This is a genomic window from Arthrobacter sp. 147(2020) (assembly GCF_013116715.1).
Lineage (GTDB): Bacteria > Actinomycetota > Actinomycetes > Actinomycetales > Micrococcaceae > Arthrobacter_D.
This window is the reverse complement of sequence record NZ_JABFOM010000017.1, coordinates 58,219-73,669: the sequence shown is the minus strand read 5'-3', so window position 1 is coordinate 73,669 and position 15,451 is coordinate 58,219. Positions and strand designations below refer to the sequence as shown.

Here is a 15,451-nt window from a genome sequence, read left to right as displayed (position 1 = left end):
GGATTGGAGGGGTCGGGGTTGGTGGGCACTGTCAGGCTTCCGTGTAGGGGATGAATGCTTCGATGCGGTACCCGCCGCCGGTTTGCGCTCCGGCGGCCAGATTCCCATCGTAAAGTCTGACTCTCTCGCGCATCCCCTTGATGCCCTGTTCTGCACCGACGGACAACGGGTCCGCGCCAGCGCCGCGGCCGTCGTCGTCGATCGTCAGGCTCAGCCCGCGGGGTGTCCATGCCTGCTCGACGACGGCGCGCGCGTCCGGGCCCGCATGCTTGAGTACGTTGGTGAGGGATTCCTGCACCACCCGGTAGGCGGTGAGCTCGGCACCGGCAGGAAGCTCCCGACGGCTGGTGCCCTTGACCGTGTAGCTAGTGGTGAGACCCGCACGCTGCACTGTCTCAATCAGCGTGGGGATGTCGGTGAGTACTGGGAGGGGACGGGTGGAGGCTTCCTCATCCCCGCGCAGGACACCCAGCAAACGGCGCATTTCGCGCAGCGACGCCCTGCCGGTCTCAGCGATCGTAGCCAGCGTCGCGGGAGCCACCGCTGCGTTCTGTGCGCTCGCGTACCTGGCGCCGTCGGCCTGGGTGATGATGACCGACAGCGAATGGGCCACAATGTCGTGCATTTCCCGGGCAATGTGGCTGCGTTCGTCGGCGGCGGCCAGATCCCGCTCCTGCTGGCGTTCAACCTCCAGGCGTCGGGCACGGTCCTCGAGCGCCCGGAGGGTGAGCCGCCGGTTGCGGGCCAGGTCGCCGAACGCCCAGCACAGCAGAACCAAGGCCTGGACCAGCACCGCGATCACCACAAAGAGGGGGAGCGATGCGTCCCGCATCTCGAACGGGCTGATGCCGAACTCGGCGCTGTATCTCACCAATCCCGCGAAACACCCCACCGAAGCGACCGCCAGCCCGCCAAGGCTTGCCCAGCGGGGTGCATACGCGGCCAGGGCATACAGGGCGATCAGCACGGCGACCTGGCCTGGTTGTGGCCACACATAGAAGATGATTTGCAGCACCGAGACGGCAGCGATCAGGCCGGCGGCCAGAACAGGCTGTGATCGCCGCCAGGCAAGCGGGAGAACTAGCCCGACCGCCGCAACCATCTCAATGGGGCGGAAAGCGGAAATCAGCGTGGGGGTCACCAGCAATAAGAACAGCACCGCCATGATCACGAAGTCCACGCGTCCCGGGTGGGCGCGCAGCACCCGTGCGAGGCGATGATGGAGGTCCATGAAACCCAACTCTAGAGCCGGAAAGCGACGCGCACATCAGCCCGCGGGTGGAGATCAGGGTGGGTCGCCGCTAGGCCCGCAGGTGAGACGTCTCAAAAAGTGAGACAGGTTGTCCATCATGTGGTCCCAATCCATAGCCTGTTCCTATGAGCGAATCCTCTTCACCAGTCCAGCTGGCAGTCATCCCCGGCGACGGAATCGGCCCGGAGGTCATCGCCGAGGCGGTCAAGGTGCTCCACAGCGTCACCGCCACCCTCGATACCTCCTTTACGCTGACCGAGTACCCGCTGGGGGCGGAGCACTGGCTGGCCACCGGAGAGACCCTTCCGGACGAGACCCTCGAAAAGCTGCGGCAGCATGACGCGATCCTCTTCGGCGCCGTCGGCGCAGCACCGGGAGACACCCGGATCCCCTCGGGGCTGATCGAGCGGGAAATGCTGCTGAAGCTCCGGTTCGCACTGGACCACTTTGTGAACCTGCGACCCTCCCGCCTTTATCCCGGCATTGCGAGTCCGCTGGCGGCGCCGGGCGCCATTGACTTCATTGTGGTCCGCGAAGGCACCGAGGGCCCCTACGTCGGCAACGGAGGCTCACTGCGCACAGGTACCGTCCATGAGATTGCCACCGAGGTATCCCTGAATACGGCACACGGGGTGGAACGGGTGGTCCGAGACGCGTTCCGGCGGGCCAACGACCGGCCGCGCCGCCACCTCACGCTGGTGCACAAGCACAACGTCCTGGTGTACGCCGGTCACCTCTGGAAGCGAACGGTCGAGGCCGTCGCCGCCGAGTTCCCCGACGTCACCCACGACTACCTTCATGTTGACGCCGCGATGATCTTCCTGGTCACTGACCCTGCCCGGTTCGACGTCATCGTTACCGACAACCTGTTCGGCGATATCATCACTGATCTGGCCGCGGCAGTCACGGGCGGGATCGGTCTCGCCGCGTCGGGCAACATCAACATGGACCGCACCGCACCCAGTATGTTCGAGCCCGTCCACGGCTCTGCCCCCGACATCGCCGGGAAGCAGGTGGCCGACCCGACGGCGGCAATTCTCTCGGTTGCCTTGATGCTGCATCACCTCGGGTTCGACGATGCGGCGGCCCGCGTGGAGCGTGCCGTGGACGACGACGTCGCCTCCCGGACCGGCGAGGCCCGCACCACAGCCCAAATCGGCGATGCGATCGCCGCTTTGGTGTCCTAAGCTGGTTAACCATGACAGCCACCGACCTGGAATTTAGCCAGCGCCCCTCCGCCAACCCCAAATCCGATCAGGAGCGCGCCGAGATTCTCGCCGAGCCAGGGTTCGGAAACCACTTCACCGATCACACAGTCGTGGTCGACTTCAAGGCTGACAGCACCGGTGCCGGCGGGTGGGGCAACGCCCGCCTCGAAGCCTACGGACCCATTGCGCTCGACCCGGCTGCAGCAGTGCTGCACTACGGGCAGGAAATCTTCGAGGGGATGAAGGCCTACCGCCACGAGGACGGGTCGGTGTGGACGTTCCGTGCCGACCAGAATGCCGCCCGCCTTAACCGTTCAGCCGCACGCCTTGCGTTGCCGCAGCTTCCCGAGAGCATCTTCCTGGAGTCCCTCCGCCAGCTGGTGGCCGCGGATCAGAACTGGATCCCCACCCGCGAGGGCGAGAGCCTGTACCTGCGGCCATTCATGATTGCCACCGAAGCGTTCCTTGGTGTGCGGCCGGCACGGGAAGTGTCCTTCAGGGTTATCGCCTCGCCGGCAGGTAACTACTTCGGTGGGGAACTGGCGCCCGTGGACATCTGGGTTTCCCGTAACTACGCCCGCGCCGGGCGTGGCGGCACCGGCAACGCGAAGTGCGGAGGCAACTACGCCGCATCCCTCGCCGCGCAGCTGGAGGCCGAGGCCCAGGGTTGCAAGCAGGTTCTCTTCCTGGACCAGTTCAATGACAACGCCGTCGAGGAACTCGGCGGAATGAACGTTTTCTTCGTCTTCAAGGACGGGTCACTGGTGACCCCCGCCCTGTCCGGCACCATCCTGGAGGGCGTCACCCGTTCATCGGTGATCCAGCTGGGCAAGGACCGGGGCCTGACGGTCACCGAGCGGAAGATCACCCTCGATGAATGGCGTGACGGGGTTGCCTCCGGTGACATCACCGAGGTGTTCGCCTGCGGTACCGCTGCGGTCATCACCCCGATCGGTCAGCTGAAGGACGGCTCCGAGGTGATCGGCGCCCCCGATTCGAAGGCTGGCGAAGTTACCATGTCGATCCGCGAACAGCTGCTCGGCATCCAGACCGGCACCTCGGAGGACACCCACGGGTGGCTGACCCGGCTGGTCTAATCACGCATCAGTTCTGAACGACCGGAACGCCTGCAGAAGACTGCGGGCGTTCCGGTCGTTAATTGGCCATGAGTTGAGGGGCCAAGAGAGGTGAAAGGCTAGAAGGCCAGGGGCAGGGTGGCCGAGGATCGCAGCAGCGCTGTGGTCTCCTCGACCGGCAAGGGCCGGCTGAAGTAGTAGCCCTGGCCTCCGATGCAACCCATCTCCTGCAGCTTCTGCACCTGCTCGTACGTTTCGATGCCTTCGAAGACTGCTTCCAACCCCGCTGCGCGGATCAGTTGGAGGATTGCCGAAATGAAGCCGAACTGGATGGACCCGGTGGACAGTTCATTGAGCAGGGACCGGTCCACTTTGACCATGCTGACGGGCAGCTTGCGCAGGTAGCTGATGGAGGAGTACCCGGTGCCGAAATCGTCGATCTCGATGCACACGCCGAGTTGCTTCAGGCTCAGCAACGAATAGGTCTCCACCTCGCCACCGGTCACCAGAGCGGTCTCGGTGATCTCCAGCACCAGTGCAGCTGGAGGGATGTCGAACCGCCGCAGGAGCCCACGGACGTAGTCCACCAGGTCGAGCTGCTGCAGTTCCACGGCGGACAGGTTGAGCCGGAGCTGGAAGTCGTCGTCGAGCTGCAGTTCCGCCCGCCACAGTGAGTACTGGCGGATCGCGGCGGCCATCACCCACCGATCCAGTTCGACCACTGCACCGATCTCCTCGGCCAGCGGGATGAATTCGTCGGGCATGATGAAACCACGGGTGGGGTGATTCCACCGGACCAGCACCTCAAGTCCGAGTACCCGCCCGTCGCGCAGGTCCACCACTGGCTGGTAGTTGAGGGAGAGCTGATCCGTCGAGATGGCGTCCCTGAGCTCGGACGCGATCTGGCTGCGCAACTGGCGCTGGTAGAGCATGACCGGTTCGAAGACCTTGATGGTGCTGCGGCCTTCGCGTTTGGCTGCGTACATGGCGGTATCGGCGTCGAGCAGGATGCTTTCAGCCTCCTGACGCGGATCGGCAAGCCTCACGCCGATGCTGGCACGGGAGAAGACGTGGAGCTCGGCAAGCGAAATCCGGTCCCCCAGGGCGGCGAGGGCCCGGTTGGCGATCCCGAGGGCTATCTCCAGTGTGGCTTCAGGGACCAGGATGGCGAACTCGTCGCCGCCAAGTCGCGCCACGGTGTCGGTCTCGCGGACCACCCCTTCCAGGCGGCGGGCCACCTCCTGGAGCACGCGGTCACCAGCGTCGTGCCCGAAACTGTCGTTGACGTCCTTGAAGGAGTCGAGGTCGAGCAGGATGATGGCGGGCGGGGGAGTGTCCCCGTCCGCGTCCAGCTGTTCCTGAAGTTTGCCCAGCAGGGCGATCCGGTTGTCCAGACCGGTCAGGGCATCGGTCATGGCCATGTTCCGCATGTCGAGGTGCGCCTGATGGAGCATTGCGGTGCGGTTCTCCACCCGCTCTTCGAAGTCGCGGTAGACCAGTTCCAGCTCTTCGGCGAGGAGGTTGAAGCCGGTGATGACGGCGTCGACGTCGTCGCGTGCCTCAGAGGGTTCCATCCGGCTGCTGAGGTCGCCGCGGGAGAGCCTGACGATCCCATCGACCAGCATGGCCAGGCGCGGATCGGCGTCTTTCTTAGGCATCCGGGCTGCTTCCTAACCAGGCCAAGGCCTCGGACTCGGTGCTAAAGAACCGGGTGGGGCACGGGGGCGGGTCGCCACCGAGCAGGAAGTTCGCGAGCACCCGGTCAACAGGGGTTTCGCCCAGAACGGCGATCGCAGAGGAGGTGCGTGAGGAGGTGAAGACAGCCCGCGCTTCGCGGCTGATCGCGCTCACTCCCGTGATTTCCAGCAGGACCGGGCGTAAATCGTCTCCTGACAGAGCCCTCGCCCTGGCAGCGTGTGCCTCAGCAATTTCACCGGTGATCTCCACGCCCCGGGGCATGACCAGCCTAATTACCCGGTCCGGCTGACCCTCCCGCACCCGATCATCTTGTGTAGTTATAGCCGACATGCTGCCTTTCACTCCGACTGCGTCTCTGTCCGGTTGTTGGCAAACCAATCCCTACCGCGAGGAGATCCGGCGACGGCGGTCGTTGGAGCCCCGGAGATCACGGTTGAGCCGACGGTCACCGTGATACAGGATCGATGACCAGTCGGCTTCTTCGGGGGTTTTCTCAATTACCCGCGACTTTGTTTCAGGCTTCTTGCGGGGGGATACGTAGAGCCAGTTTAGGACTCCAAGAACCATGTCCACAATTGAATTGTTCACCCCAATGTAGGCGCGGATGGCTCCCGCCGCCAGTATTGCGTTGAATCCCGCGAACGCGGCGTTGCCCCAGTTGCCCTGGGCGACATCGCGCCACAGGGTCAGGACGGAGAAGGCCACGATGGCGTAGGGGATAAAGACGTACAGGGCTGGTGCCGCCGTCCGGTCCTTGACCTTGGGAGTACGGACGAAGGGAATCTTCTCGCCGGTGAACGCCTGCTGAATGGATTTCAGCACACCCGCCAGGTTCACGGGGAGCAACACGATGTTGAACCCGTAGATCCTGAAGATGTCGCTGAACCGGTGGCCGCAGTCCCTCAGATCGCTTCCCATGGCCAGGAAGTAGGGCAGCGCGGTCAAAAAGACCAGGGGGCTCAGGAGCCGGCTGTCGTACGGGTACATCAGCAGGAAGAGCAGTCCGAAGCTCGCCCAGGCGATGGAGGCCATGTAGTTGACCCGGAGCAGCACTTCCCGCATCAGGATCCGGTCCCGGCGGTAGCGCCGCTCGGAGAGCTGGTTCCACAGCTTCGGCAGAATCAGGAGCCCGCCGTTGGCCCACCGGCGGCGCTGTACCACGAGCGAACCAAAGTCAGGGGGAGTGGCGCTGTAGCTGAGCCGCTCAGGATAGTTGACCAGCGTCCACCCGTGGGCCCCGAGGTCAACGCTCGACTCGGTGTCCTCAATGACCGTCCGGTCCTGGATGTAGGTGTGGATCTCGAACCCGCCAACATCCTCGACCTCAAGGATGTCCATGAGGGCTTCCTTGCGGATGACTGCGTTGGCTCCCACCCAGAACGTGGCGCCGTAGTAGGACATGCCCTGGTGCAGGATGTGCTGGATGTCGGTGGTGGCGCCAGCCACCCGTTCAATGCGGGTGGGTGCCCCACGGAAGGAGGAGTACGGGGTCTGGGTGACCGCTACCCGCTCGTTGCCGGGTGATTCCAGAAGGTAGACCAAACGGAGGCAGTAGTCGCGGAGCAGGAGGGAATCGGCGTCGAGGGTGAGGAGGTAGGTGGTGTCCGGGACATCGAGGTCCACCTGGGCCGGACCCTCGGCGGGACGCAGGATAGTGCCGTTGGGGGATTCCTCCTGGTGCCAGCGCTTCCCCATCAGGGAAATGTAGGAGTTGAGGTTCATCGCCTTGTTTGCCTCGTGCGACAAGGACGCGAACTTCTTGCGCTCGAACGTTTCCAGCCGGACAGTGAAGATGCGGCAGAGCCGCAGGTACAGCTCGTCCAGCCGGTCAGCGTCCGGTTGCTGGCCCTGGGCACGGGCTGCGGTGAGGCCCAGCAACGTGAGCCGAAGTTCGCGGGCCAGCCCCATCAGCACCAGGTCGACGAAGAACTCGTCCACGTGGTCCTCGATGCTCTCCGCGGCGGCCATGTCCTCGAGCCAGGTTGCGGCGGCGACGTACTCGGTGGTGAGCAGTTCAAGCTCGTCAATGCCGTCTTCGATGGGTGCCGCGAGACGTTCGCGGAAGCCGGTGAGGGAGTCGTTGAACCGGGTGGAGGGTTCGAGTAGCTGGGCTTCGATGTTCTCAGTGAGTTCCCGGGTGATCCGCAGCCGCTCGGCCACGGCGGGGTCGGACGGGGCGGGAGGATCGTCGAGCAGAAGGACCACTTTCAGGTCCGGGAACTCCTGGAGGGCTGCGGACCAGAGGGTGGCACGAACCACCTGCGGCTCCTCGGCGTAGGAGGGGACCAGGACGGTAATCCCGTCATCGTACTGCGCGAAGTGCCGGTCCAGCTCGCCGCGGGGTACCCGCTTGTGGTCCCTGAAGCGGTACAGGGCGCCCTGCCGCGCCACCAGGTACAGCAGCGCCGAAAAGGTGAGGAACGTGACCACGATGAGGTAGGAGACGGCCTCGAACTGGAACCGGAAACCCGCGGTGGGGTTCTCGATGAGCTGCCGAAGGATCGTGGTGATGACATACGACGCCCAGCCAACCATGGTCGCCACGATAGCCAGCCGACCCAGCGCAATCTTCCGGCGCGACGGCGTCGGGTGGACAATCGACAGGGGTTCGGAGCGTTTCTCCGCGCCCCATTGCCGCTTACGGGCCGCCGGAGGCAAATCCTTGCTCTTTACGACGGGCGCTGCAGTCACCTTGTGATCCTTCATCTCGCTCCCCAGCGACTCGATTGCAGGATTGACTCCCACCTATCCCTGCGCAGCCGGCACGTGCCGTACCACCGCGGGGGTGGGTTTTATCTGCGTTCACGTTTGACACTGAGACCTGGCACATGACCAATACAGCGGTTCGATGACGCTGTAACGATAACACTTGCAGTCAAGACCTATAGTGAGTGCATAACATTAATGTTTAGTGTTCAAGTAACCCTGGCTCAGCAGGGGCGAATATTTCTTGGAGTGCACAGTGGCAAGACATTTTCCGGGCCGAAAACTCTCGATCGTCCGGCTCGTTCTTGTGGTGGGGGTTCTTGCCGCAGTAGTGGGTGCATCATTTACCGGGTGGAACCGTTTCGAGGACGCCCGGGCCGCTGAAGGCACCGGATCCTGGTTCACCGGATACGTCGACGCCACTGCTACTCCGTTCTACGCGTTCGAGCGTCCACGGACCGACGAGGGCAACTCTGTCATGCTGTCCTTCATCGTTGCCGACCCCGAGAGTCCGTGCGAACCGTCGTGGGGTGCGGCCTACAGTTTCGACGAGGCCGAGTCCACCATGGATCTGGACCGGCGGATTGCGCGGCTGGTTCAGGGTGGCGGCGAGGTGGCCGTGTCCTTCGGAGGCCTGCTCAATGACGAGCTTGCCACCTCCTGCACCGACGTTGACGATCTCAAGGACGCCTACGCTTCAGTTGTTGACCGGTACAACCTCACCACCGTCGATCTGGACGTGGAGGGCGAGAACCTCCTGGATACCGAGGCTGGCGAGCGCAGGGCCGAGGCGTTGTCCCTGCTGCAGGAAGAGCGACTGGCAGCTGACGAACCATTGAACATCTGGCTCACACTTCCGGTGGCCCCCTCCGGTCTGACCGAGCCGGGGACCACCGCCGTCACGCAAATGCTTGAGGGTGGGGTTGATCTCGCAGGCGTCAACATCATGACCATGGACTTCGGGGGCAGCAAGCCCCCGGCGATGAGCATGCTCGACGCATCGATCGCGGCTGCAGAGGCCACGCATTCGCAGCTCTCCACTCTCTACAGCCGGGCGAACATGGCGCTCGGCCCGCAGGCGCTCTGGACGAAACTGGGGCTGACCCCGATGGTGGGGCAGAACGACGTCGTCAGCGAGGTCTTCTCCCTCGAGGACGCCGCGGGGCTTAATGCCTTCGCCGTCGAGCGCGGGATCGGCCGGATGTCCATGTGGTCACTGAACCGGGATGCCACCTGCAGCGACAACTATGCCGACGTGTCGGTGGTGTCGGTGGGCTGCAGCGGCATTGACCAGGACGGGCTGAGCTTCGCGCAGATTCTGGGACAGGGGTTTGAGGGAAGCTCCGAGAGCATCCCGACCGCGTCAGCGACACCGGAGCCCACCCCCGAGCTGGTCGAGGACGATCCCGAAACCAGCCCGTACCCCATCTGGTCCGAGGACGCTACCTACGTTGCTGAGCAGCGTGTGGTCTGGCACGGCAACGTCTATGTTGCCAAGTGGTGGAATGAGGAGTCGACTCCCGACAACCCGGTACTGCAGGCCGACGAGACGCCGTGGACTTTGATCGGACCGGTGCTGCCGGGCGAGAAACCCGTCAGCGCACCCACCATTCCCGCGGGTCTCATCGACGAGTGGGATCCCGAGGAAGTCTATGAGAGCGGTGATCGGATCCGGCTCGATGACCATGTGTTCGTGGCCAAGTGGTGGAGCCAGGGGGACAGCCCCGAGGCTGCCCTGCAGGGGTCGGCCGGATCGCCGTGGAACCGGCTGAGCAACGACGACGTCGTCAAACTCCTGGAGGAACTCGAGAACGACGACGCCAGCGGGCCGACGCCAACCCCGCGGGCAACCAGCACCGGCGCCGGTAGCTCCAGCACTTCGAGCCCCAGCCCCAGCACCGACGACGACTCTTAGTCCAGAGCAGCGCCTAGATTCGGTGCCGCTTCTTAGTTGGCGCGGTCCGAGTCAGGGAGTGCGCCTGGACGGGCGCTTACCAGTAGCGACTTTAGGATGACGACCGGTCGTCCGACGGATTTCTCCGGATAGACGCTAGGAAGCACTTTCCTCGGGCTGCAATAGCGAGTCGATAACCGCGGAAACATGCTCGGCTCGGTCTTGGGCTCCAGCCTGAATGAACAGACTCCGGGCAGTGTCGAGGAAGCTCAATGCCTCAATAACGTCTCCGCGACCCACGAGCGCTCGCCCTAGCAATAGGTTGGCTTCTCCTGCAGTCTGCGAGGCGAGGATTGTCCCCTCAGAGCAGATTGGCTTGAGTCGTTTCACAGCGGCGTTGAGCTGGCCGGTCAGGACCAGCCAGTGGGCGCGGGTAAGGGAGAGCTCTAGTTGGTCGCGCTCGTTGCCGCCGACGATCGAGCTGGCAGTCTCCGCCCTCTCGATGCACTCTAGGGTTTCGGCGTCGACCACACCCGCCGCCAACCGTTTCGCGGCTGACGCTCGGTTGAACCTCGCCCACAAGTCGAGGTCATTGTTCGGGGATAGCTTAGAAGCAGCGAGACGATGATACTTCGCCCCTTCTGTCACCTCTTGCCTCAAGAAGGCTACGTTGCCGATCACCCAGTACGCTTTACCGGAAATCTGTGGGGGCGTATCGGGAGTAAGGAGGGCGGCCAGTGCCATGCACTCTGCCCATGCTTCGTCAACCTGATCGCTCTCCGCCAGGGTCGCGATCAGTGCACGGCGAGCGTTGATAAGAAGTTCGCTGGGAGCATCATCGTTAGAGGCCAAATTGACGGCATCTCGTGTGGCGTCCACGGCAGATGGAAGCTGACCTATCCCTTGAAGCCCAATACCAAGCAGGGTAAGAACCCGGGCCTTCAGAGCAGGTGACTGACTTGTAAGAGGGTGTGCGCGGAGGAGTTCCGCAACCTTAACCGATTCTTCAACGGAGCCTTCCTCTCGAAGGCACTCCGCCTGAAAAAAGGCCATATTCCACCAAGCCACCTGATTGTCTTCCCTAAGGGCAAGTTCGACTGCTTGACCAGCAATCACACGAGCAGATTCGTAATCGCGCTGGCTCCACGCTTCTCTGGCCCGCAGTTCATACAGCAGTTGGTTGCCGGGCTGGTTAGTTGCCATGGGTGGTAGCCCCTTCGTGCGGTGTTCTTGTGGACCTCGGGCAATGCATTTCGGGCTTCCCCACGGATAGGGACTCCAAAACAAGAGTTTAGGGGATACGCGGCGCATACTCAGTTTGGAGGCTCATCCTACAAAACGCTTGGTTTCCTCTAAATCGTTCGTATACTAATGAAACTGTGCGGGGTTCGGTTCCCCGTGCTTTATCGCATAAGCAAAGGACTCTCGCTATGAAAAGACTATCTGCTTCACTGCTCCTCGTGGCAGTATTCGCTGTCGGAGGCGTTACCACGGCTACAGCTGCGGACGCCGCTACTGGTCTCAAGGGCTCATCGATCACAAAGATTGGTGATTGGCCCAATAAGATTGGCGATTGGCCTAACATCGGTGACTGGCCTAACTAGGGGCTCAACCCCATAGTTGCAGTTCAGACTGAGCTGCATTTGCTGATGGTCGTGAACTTGTCCGCTGGGGACAGGTTCACGGCCATCTGCATGTTCGGGATCAAATAGACCGACTAATTGCCTGACCCCACGAAATTGCCGTCTAAGTCCGGGGTCACGGTAACCTGAGGATCATGCGTATAGCCCGATTTGTCGTTGACAGTGACCCAGCATTCGGAGTGGTAGAGGGGGAGGAGGGCCAGGAAGAGATTGCCGTCATGGCCGGCGACCCGTTCTACTCAGGGGTGCAATTGACCGGTGTCCGCCATCAGCTTGCTGATGTCCGACTGCTCGCGCCGGTCATTCCCAGGAGCAAGATTGTCGGCATTGGCCGGAACTATGCCGAGCACGCCAAGGAACTCGGCAACGAGGTGCCGCCCGCACCCCTGATGTTCTTCAAGCCCAACACTTCAGTCATCGGTCCCGGCGACCCGATTGTCCTTCCCGCGTTTTCCGACGAGATCTCCTTTGAGTCCGAGCTCGCCGTCGTCATCGGCCGGATCTGCAAAGACGTTCCGCTGGAACGCGTGGACGAAGTTGTCTTCGGCTACACCTGCGCCAATGACCTCACCGCCCGGGACGCCCAGAAGACCGACAACCAGTGGGCCAGGGCCAAAGGGTTTGATACCTCCTGCCCCGTGGGTCCGTGGATCGAAACGGAGCTCGACACCGAGAACCTCAGCGTCAAGGGTCGGCTGGATGGCGAACTGAAGCAGGACGGGTCCACCAGCCAGATGATCTGGGGTGTGCGGGAACTCGTTTCCTACGTGTCGCAGGCTTTCACGCTCCTTCCGGGAGACCTCATCCTCACCGGCACGCCGGCCGGCGTCGGCCTGATCAGTGAAGGCCAACGGTACGAAGTGGAAATCGAAGGCATCGGGCGCCTGTCCAACCCTGCGCGCCGCTAGCCATGCGCAGGGTGCCCAGCGGGCCAGTACGGAAAGGCAGCCCGAGCGCTGAACGACGACGGCTCGCGCGGTTTATAGCCATTGCCGCGGTGGCGTTGCCGCTGGTGCTGGCCCGGGCTGCCTCCCTCGGCGGCGCCGACCAGCTCTGGGTGTCGCTCCTCGCGGCGCTGGGCTTTGGCGCCGCCGCGGTGCTGCCGGTGCGCTACTTCCGCCCGAGGACCTCCCTCGTGGTCCAGGTCGCCGTCGGAGTGGTGGTCGCGGCGCTAATTTTCGGTGCCTGGTGGTACTTCGCGGGGTAGCTTCCCCGGCACCCTCCGCTGCGGGTCGGGCCCGGAAGCCCCGTAGACTGGGGGCCATCATGACTATTGCTGCTGAGATACCCCTTGTCACCGCCGAGACCCCCGTCCGGGTACGGTTCTGTCCCTCTCCCACCGGGACGCCGCACGTCGGACTGATCCGGACCGCGCTGTTCAACTGGGCCTACGCCCGCCACACCGGCGGGACCATGGTCTTCAGGATCGAGGACACCGACGCTGCCCGCGACAGCGAGGAAAGTTACACCCAGCTGCTCGATGCCCTCAAATGGCTCGGCATCGGCTGGGACGAGGGAGTGGAGGTGGGAGGCCCGCACGCCCCCTACCGCCAATCGCAGCGTGGTGAGCTCTACCGGGACGTTATCGCGAAGCTCCGCGCCGCCGGCCACCTCTATGAGTCGTTCTCCACCCCCGAGGAGGTCGAGGAGCGCCACCGGGCCGCCGGCCGGGACATCAAGCTCGGGTACGACAATCACGATCGGGATCTTACCGAGGACCAGCGGGAGGCTTTCCGCAGCGAGGGCCGCGCCGCGGTGCTGCGACTTCGGATGCCCGACGACGACATCACCTTCACCGACCTGGTGCGCGGCGAGATCACCTTCCGGGCTGGAAGCATCCCCGACTTCGCGGTGGTCCGCGCCAACGGCGCACCGCTCTACACGCTGGTCAACCCGGTCGATGATGCACTGATGGGGATCACCCATGTGCTCCGCGGCGAGGACCTGCTGTCCTCCACTCCGCGCCAGATCGCCCTCTACCGGGCATTGATCGACATCGGGGTGGCGCGGTACATGCCACTGTTCGGCCACCTGCCCTACGTGATGGGCCAGGGAAACAAGAAGCTCTCCAAGCGGGATCCGGAGTCCAATCTCTTCCTGCACCGGGAACGCGGGTTCATCCCCGAGGGGCTCCTGAACTACCTGTCGCTGCTGGGCTGGAGTCTGTCCGCCGACGAGGACATTTTCACTGTGGACACCCTGGTGGAGAAATTCGACATCCACGATGTGCTGGGCAACCCGGCGCGTTTCGACCTGAAGAAGGCCGAGGCGATCAACGGCACCCACGTCCGGTTGCTGGAGCCGGAGGACTTCCGTGAGCGGGTCATCCCCTACCTGCAGAGCGCGGGCCTGGTGGGCACCAGCCTGAGCGAGCGCGAATCCCAGATCCTCACCGAGGCCGCACCACTGATCCAGGAGCGCATCACGCTCCTCGGCGAAGCCCCGGACATGCTCGGGTTCCTGTTCACCGACGACGCCGGTATCGAAATCGCCGACGATGCCCGGAAGGGCCTGCCCGAAAACCTTGGCGAAGTCCTCGACGCCGCGCACGCAGCCCTGCTGCCGATCGACGAGTGGACCACCGAAAACATCCAGGACGCCCTCCGCGGAGCGCTCGTCGAGGATCTGGGCATGAAACCCCGGCTCGCCTTCGGCCCGGTCCGCACCGCCGTCTCCGGGAAAAGGATCTCCCCACCCCTGTTCGAGTCGATGGTGATTCTGGGGAAGGAGTCCTCGCTGGCGAGGATCAGCGCGTTCCGCAGCACGGCCAGCTGACCGTGGAGGCGTTGCCGAAGATCGCCGGGGTCCTGTTCGACATTGACGACACCCTGGTCGACCTGGAGACCGCGATGGGCCGGACCCTGCACCATGTGGGCGACGACACCCTGGCGCACCTCAGCGAAGCCGAATGGACCGAATACAAGCGGTTGTACACCCGTGATCCGCTGGGCTCCTATGAGCGGTTCCTGGCAGGTGAGCTGACGTTCACCGAGCAGAGGCTGCACCGAGCCAGGCATGCTCAGGCTGCCTTCGTCGAGGAGCCGCTCGAGGGCGAGGCCGCCCGCCGCTGGAACACCGCCTACGAGGCGACCCTGCCGCTGCATTTTGCGCCGTACGACGACGTTGTACCGCTGCTCGATGCGCTCGACGCAGCAGGCGTGCCCTACGGGGCTGTCAGCAACAATGTGCATGACTATCAGCGCGCCAAACTGGACCGTTCAGGGCTTTCGCGGTTCGGTGTTCTTGTTGGAATCGACACGGTGTCGGCGGCGAAACCCGACCCCGCCATCTACCTGGAGGGTGCCCGGCAGCTCGGCACCGATCCGGAACGCACCCTTTATGTGGGGGACAACCGGATCGTTGATGCCGAGGGTGCCGACGCAGCCGGGCTGGTCGGGGTGTGGCTGGACCGTCGGAACGCCGGGCCGGGGGACTTCGCGGGCCGCCGGATCACCTCGCTGGCGGGCGTTTTGCAGTTCCTGCCGAATGTCCGGTAAAGTGATCTCTCGGCGCAGAGGGGTTTGAAGCGGCCCGGAAGCTCCTCGCGGAGCGCTTCGGGATGTGCCATTGGGGTATGGTGTAATTGGCAACACACTGGTTTCTGGTACCAACATTCTAGGTTCGAGTCCTGGTACCCCAGCGTTAGATGCAGGCCTGATCAGGCGGTTTGATTCGGGACTTCGGTCCGGATGGCAAACCAACTGATTTGGTGGCAACTAGCAGATGTGAAACAATCATCTAGCTCGTTTGGTCCAACCAGACAGCACACAGTACTGGCCCCATCGTATAGCGGCCTAGTACGCTGCCCTCTCACGGCGGTAACGCGGGTTCGAATCCCGCTGGGGTCACAACTGCCCCCGGAACCCCACGGTTCCGGGGGCTTTTTCTTGCCCACGCCCAGTTGACTGCCTGGCTGACGTGGGGCGGTGGCACCCTACGGCCGGGATCAAGGGGTGTACGGCACAATGGGGTGG

12 protein-coding genes and 2 tRNA genes are annotated in these 15,451 nt (G+C 63.6%); 9 read left to right on the top strand and 5 right to left on the bottom strand.

Going from position 1 to position 15,451, the window contains the following annotated elements:
• Positions 1-31 precede the first annotated feature (31 nt).
• Entirely contained in the window at positions 32-1,231 is a 1,200-nt protein-coding gene (locus HMI58_RS12000) for a histidine kinase (protein WP_171620052.1), read from the bottom strand.
• Positions 1,232-1,377: 146 nt separating this feature from the next.
• Between HMI58_RS12000 and HMI58_RS11995 the strand changes: the two genes are divergently transcribed.
• Together HMI58_RS11995 and HMI58_RS11990 are read left to right on the top strand one after the other, a co-directional pair.
• A complete protein-coding gene (locus HMI58_RS11995) occupies positions 1,378-2,439 on the top strand; it encodes a 3-isopropylmalate dehydrogenase (protein ID WP_171586090.1) in 1,062 nt (353 codons plus the stop codon).
• A gap of 11 nt (positions 2,440-2,450) precedes the next feature.
• Positions 2,451-3,557: a branched-chain amino acid aminotransferase gene (locus HMI58_RS11990; RefSeq protein WP_171620050.1), complete on the top strand. Its 1,107-nt coding sequence runs from the start codon at positions 2,451-2,453 to the stop codon at positions 3,555-3,557.
• A 98-nt stretch (positions 3,558-3,655) separates the two neighbouring features.
• Here the strand turns inward: HMI58_RS11990 and HMI58_RS11985 are convergent, their stop codons facing one another.
• The 3 genes from HMI58_RS11985 to HMI58_RS11975 form a co-directional block, all read right to left on the bottom strand.
• Positions 3,656-5,194: an EAL domain-containing protein gene (locus tag HMI58_RS11985; RefSeq protein ID WP_171620048.1), complete on the bottom strand. Its 1,539-nt coding sequence runs from the start codon at positions 5,192-5,194 to the stop codon at positions 3,656-3,658.
• Positions 5,187-5,387 (bottom strand): STAS/SEC14 domain-containing protein, encoded by a 201-nt coding sequence (locus HMI58_RS11980; RefSeq protein ID WP_171620046.1) that lies wholly within the window; start codon positions 5,385-5,387, stop codon positions 5,187-5,189. Before HMI58_RS11980 ends, HMI58_RS11985 begins: the two co-directional genes overlap by 8 nt.
• A 228-nt stretch (positions 5,388-5,615) precedes the next feature.
• Positions 5,616-7,940 carry a glycosyltransferase family 2 protein gene (locus HMI58_RS11975; protein ID WP_171620044.1) on the bottom strand — a complete coding sequence of 775 codons (2,325 nt, stop codon included), beginning with the start codon at positions 7,938-7,940 and terminating at the stop codon, positions 5,616-5,618.
• 256 nt (positions 7,941-8,196) lie between these two features.
• Here HMI58_RS11975 and HMI58_RS11970 point away from each other — a divergent pair, with 256 nt between their 5' ends.
• Positions 8,197-9,855 (top strand): glycosyl hydrolase family 18, encoded by a 1,659-nt coding sequence (locus HMI58_RS11970; RefSeq protein ID WP_318779205.1) that lies wholly within the window; start codon positions 8,197-8,199, stop codon positions 9,853-9,855.
• A 135-nt stretch (positions 9,856-9,990) separates the two neighbouring features.
• Here HMI58_RS11970 and HMI58_RS11965 read toward each other — a convergent pair whose 3' ends face one another.
• On the bottom strand, positions 9,991-11,037 hold the full coding sequence (locus HMI58_RS11965; RefSeq protein WP_171586085.1) for a hypothetical protein: 1,047 nt from the start codon (positions 11,035-11,037) through the stop codon (positions 9,991-9,993).
• A 574-nt stretch (positions 11,038-11,611) separates the two neighbouring features.
• Here HMI58_RS11965 and HMI58_RS11960 point away from each other — a divergent pair.
• From HMI58_RS11960 to HMI58_RS11935, 6 genes are all read left to right on the top strand, one after another.
• Complete coding sequence (locus HMI58_RS11960; protein ID WP_171620042.1) at positions 11,612-12,385, top strand: fumarylacetoacetate hydrolase family protein; 774 nt, start codon at positions 11,612-11,614, stop codon at positions 12,383-12,385.
• 11 nt (positions 12,386-12,396) lie between these two features.
• Positions 12,397-12,684: a hypothetical protein gene (locus tag HMI58_RS11955; protein WP_171620040.1), complete on the top strand. Its 288-nt coding sequence runs from the start codon at positions 12,397-12,399 to the stop codon at positions 12,682-12,684.
• Between the two features lie 59 nt (positions 12,685-12,743).
• A complete protein-coding gene (gltX, locus tag HMI58_RS11950; protein WP_171620038.1) occupies positions 12,744-14,252 on the top strand; it encodes a glutamate--tRNA ligase in 1,509 nt (502 codons plus the stop codon).
• Between the two features lie 2 nt (positions 14,253-14,254).
• On the top strand, positions 14,255-14,974 hold the full coding sequence (locus HMI58_RS11945) for an HAD family hydrolase (RefSeq protein WP_171620036.1): 720 nt from the start codon (positions 14,255-14,257) through the stop codon (positions 14,972-14,974).
• A gap of 71 nt (positions 14,975-15,045) precedes the next feature.
• A tRNA-Gln gene (locus tag HMI58_RS11940) sits at positions 15,046-15,117 on the top strand.
• Between the two features lie 135 nt (positions 15,118-15,252).
• Positions 15,253-15,325: transfer RNA gene (locus HMI58_RS11935), tRNA-Glu, on the top strand.
• Positions 15,326-15,451 lie beyond the last annotated feature (126 nt).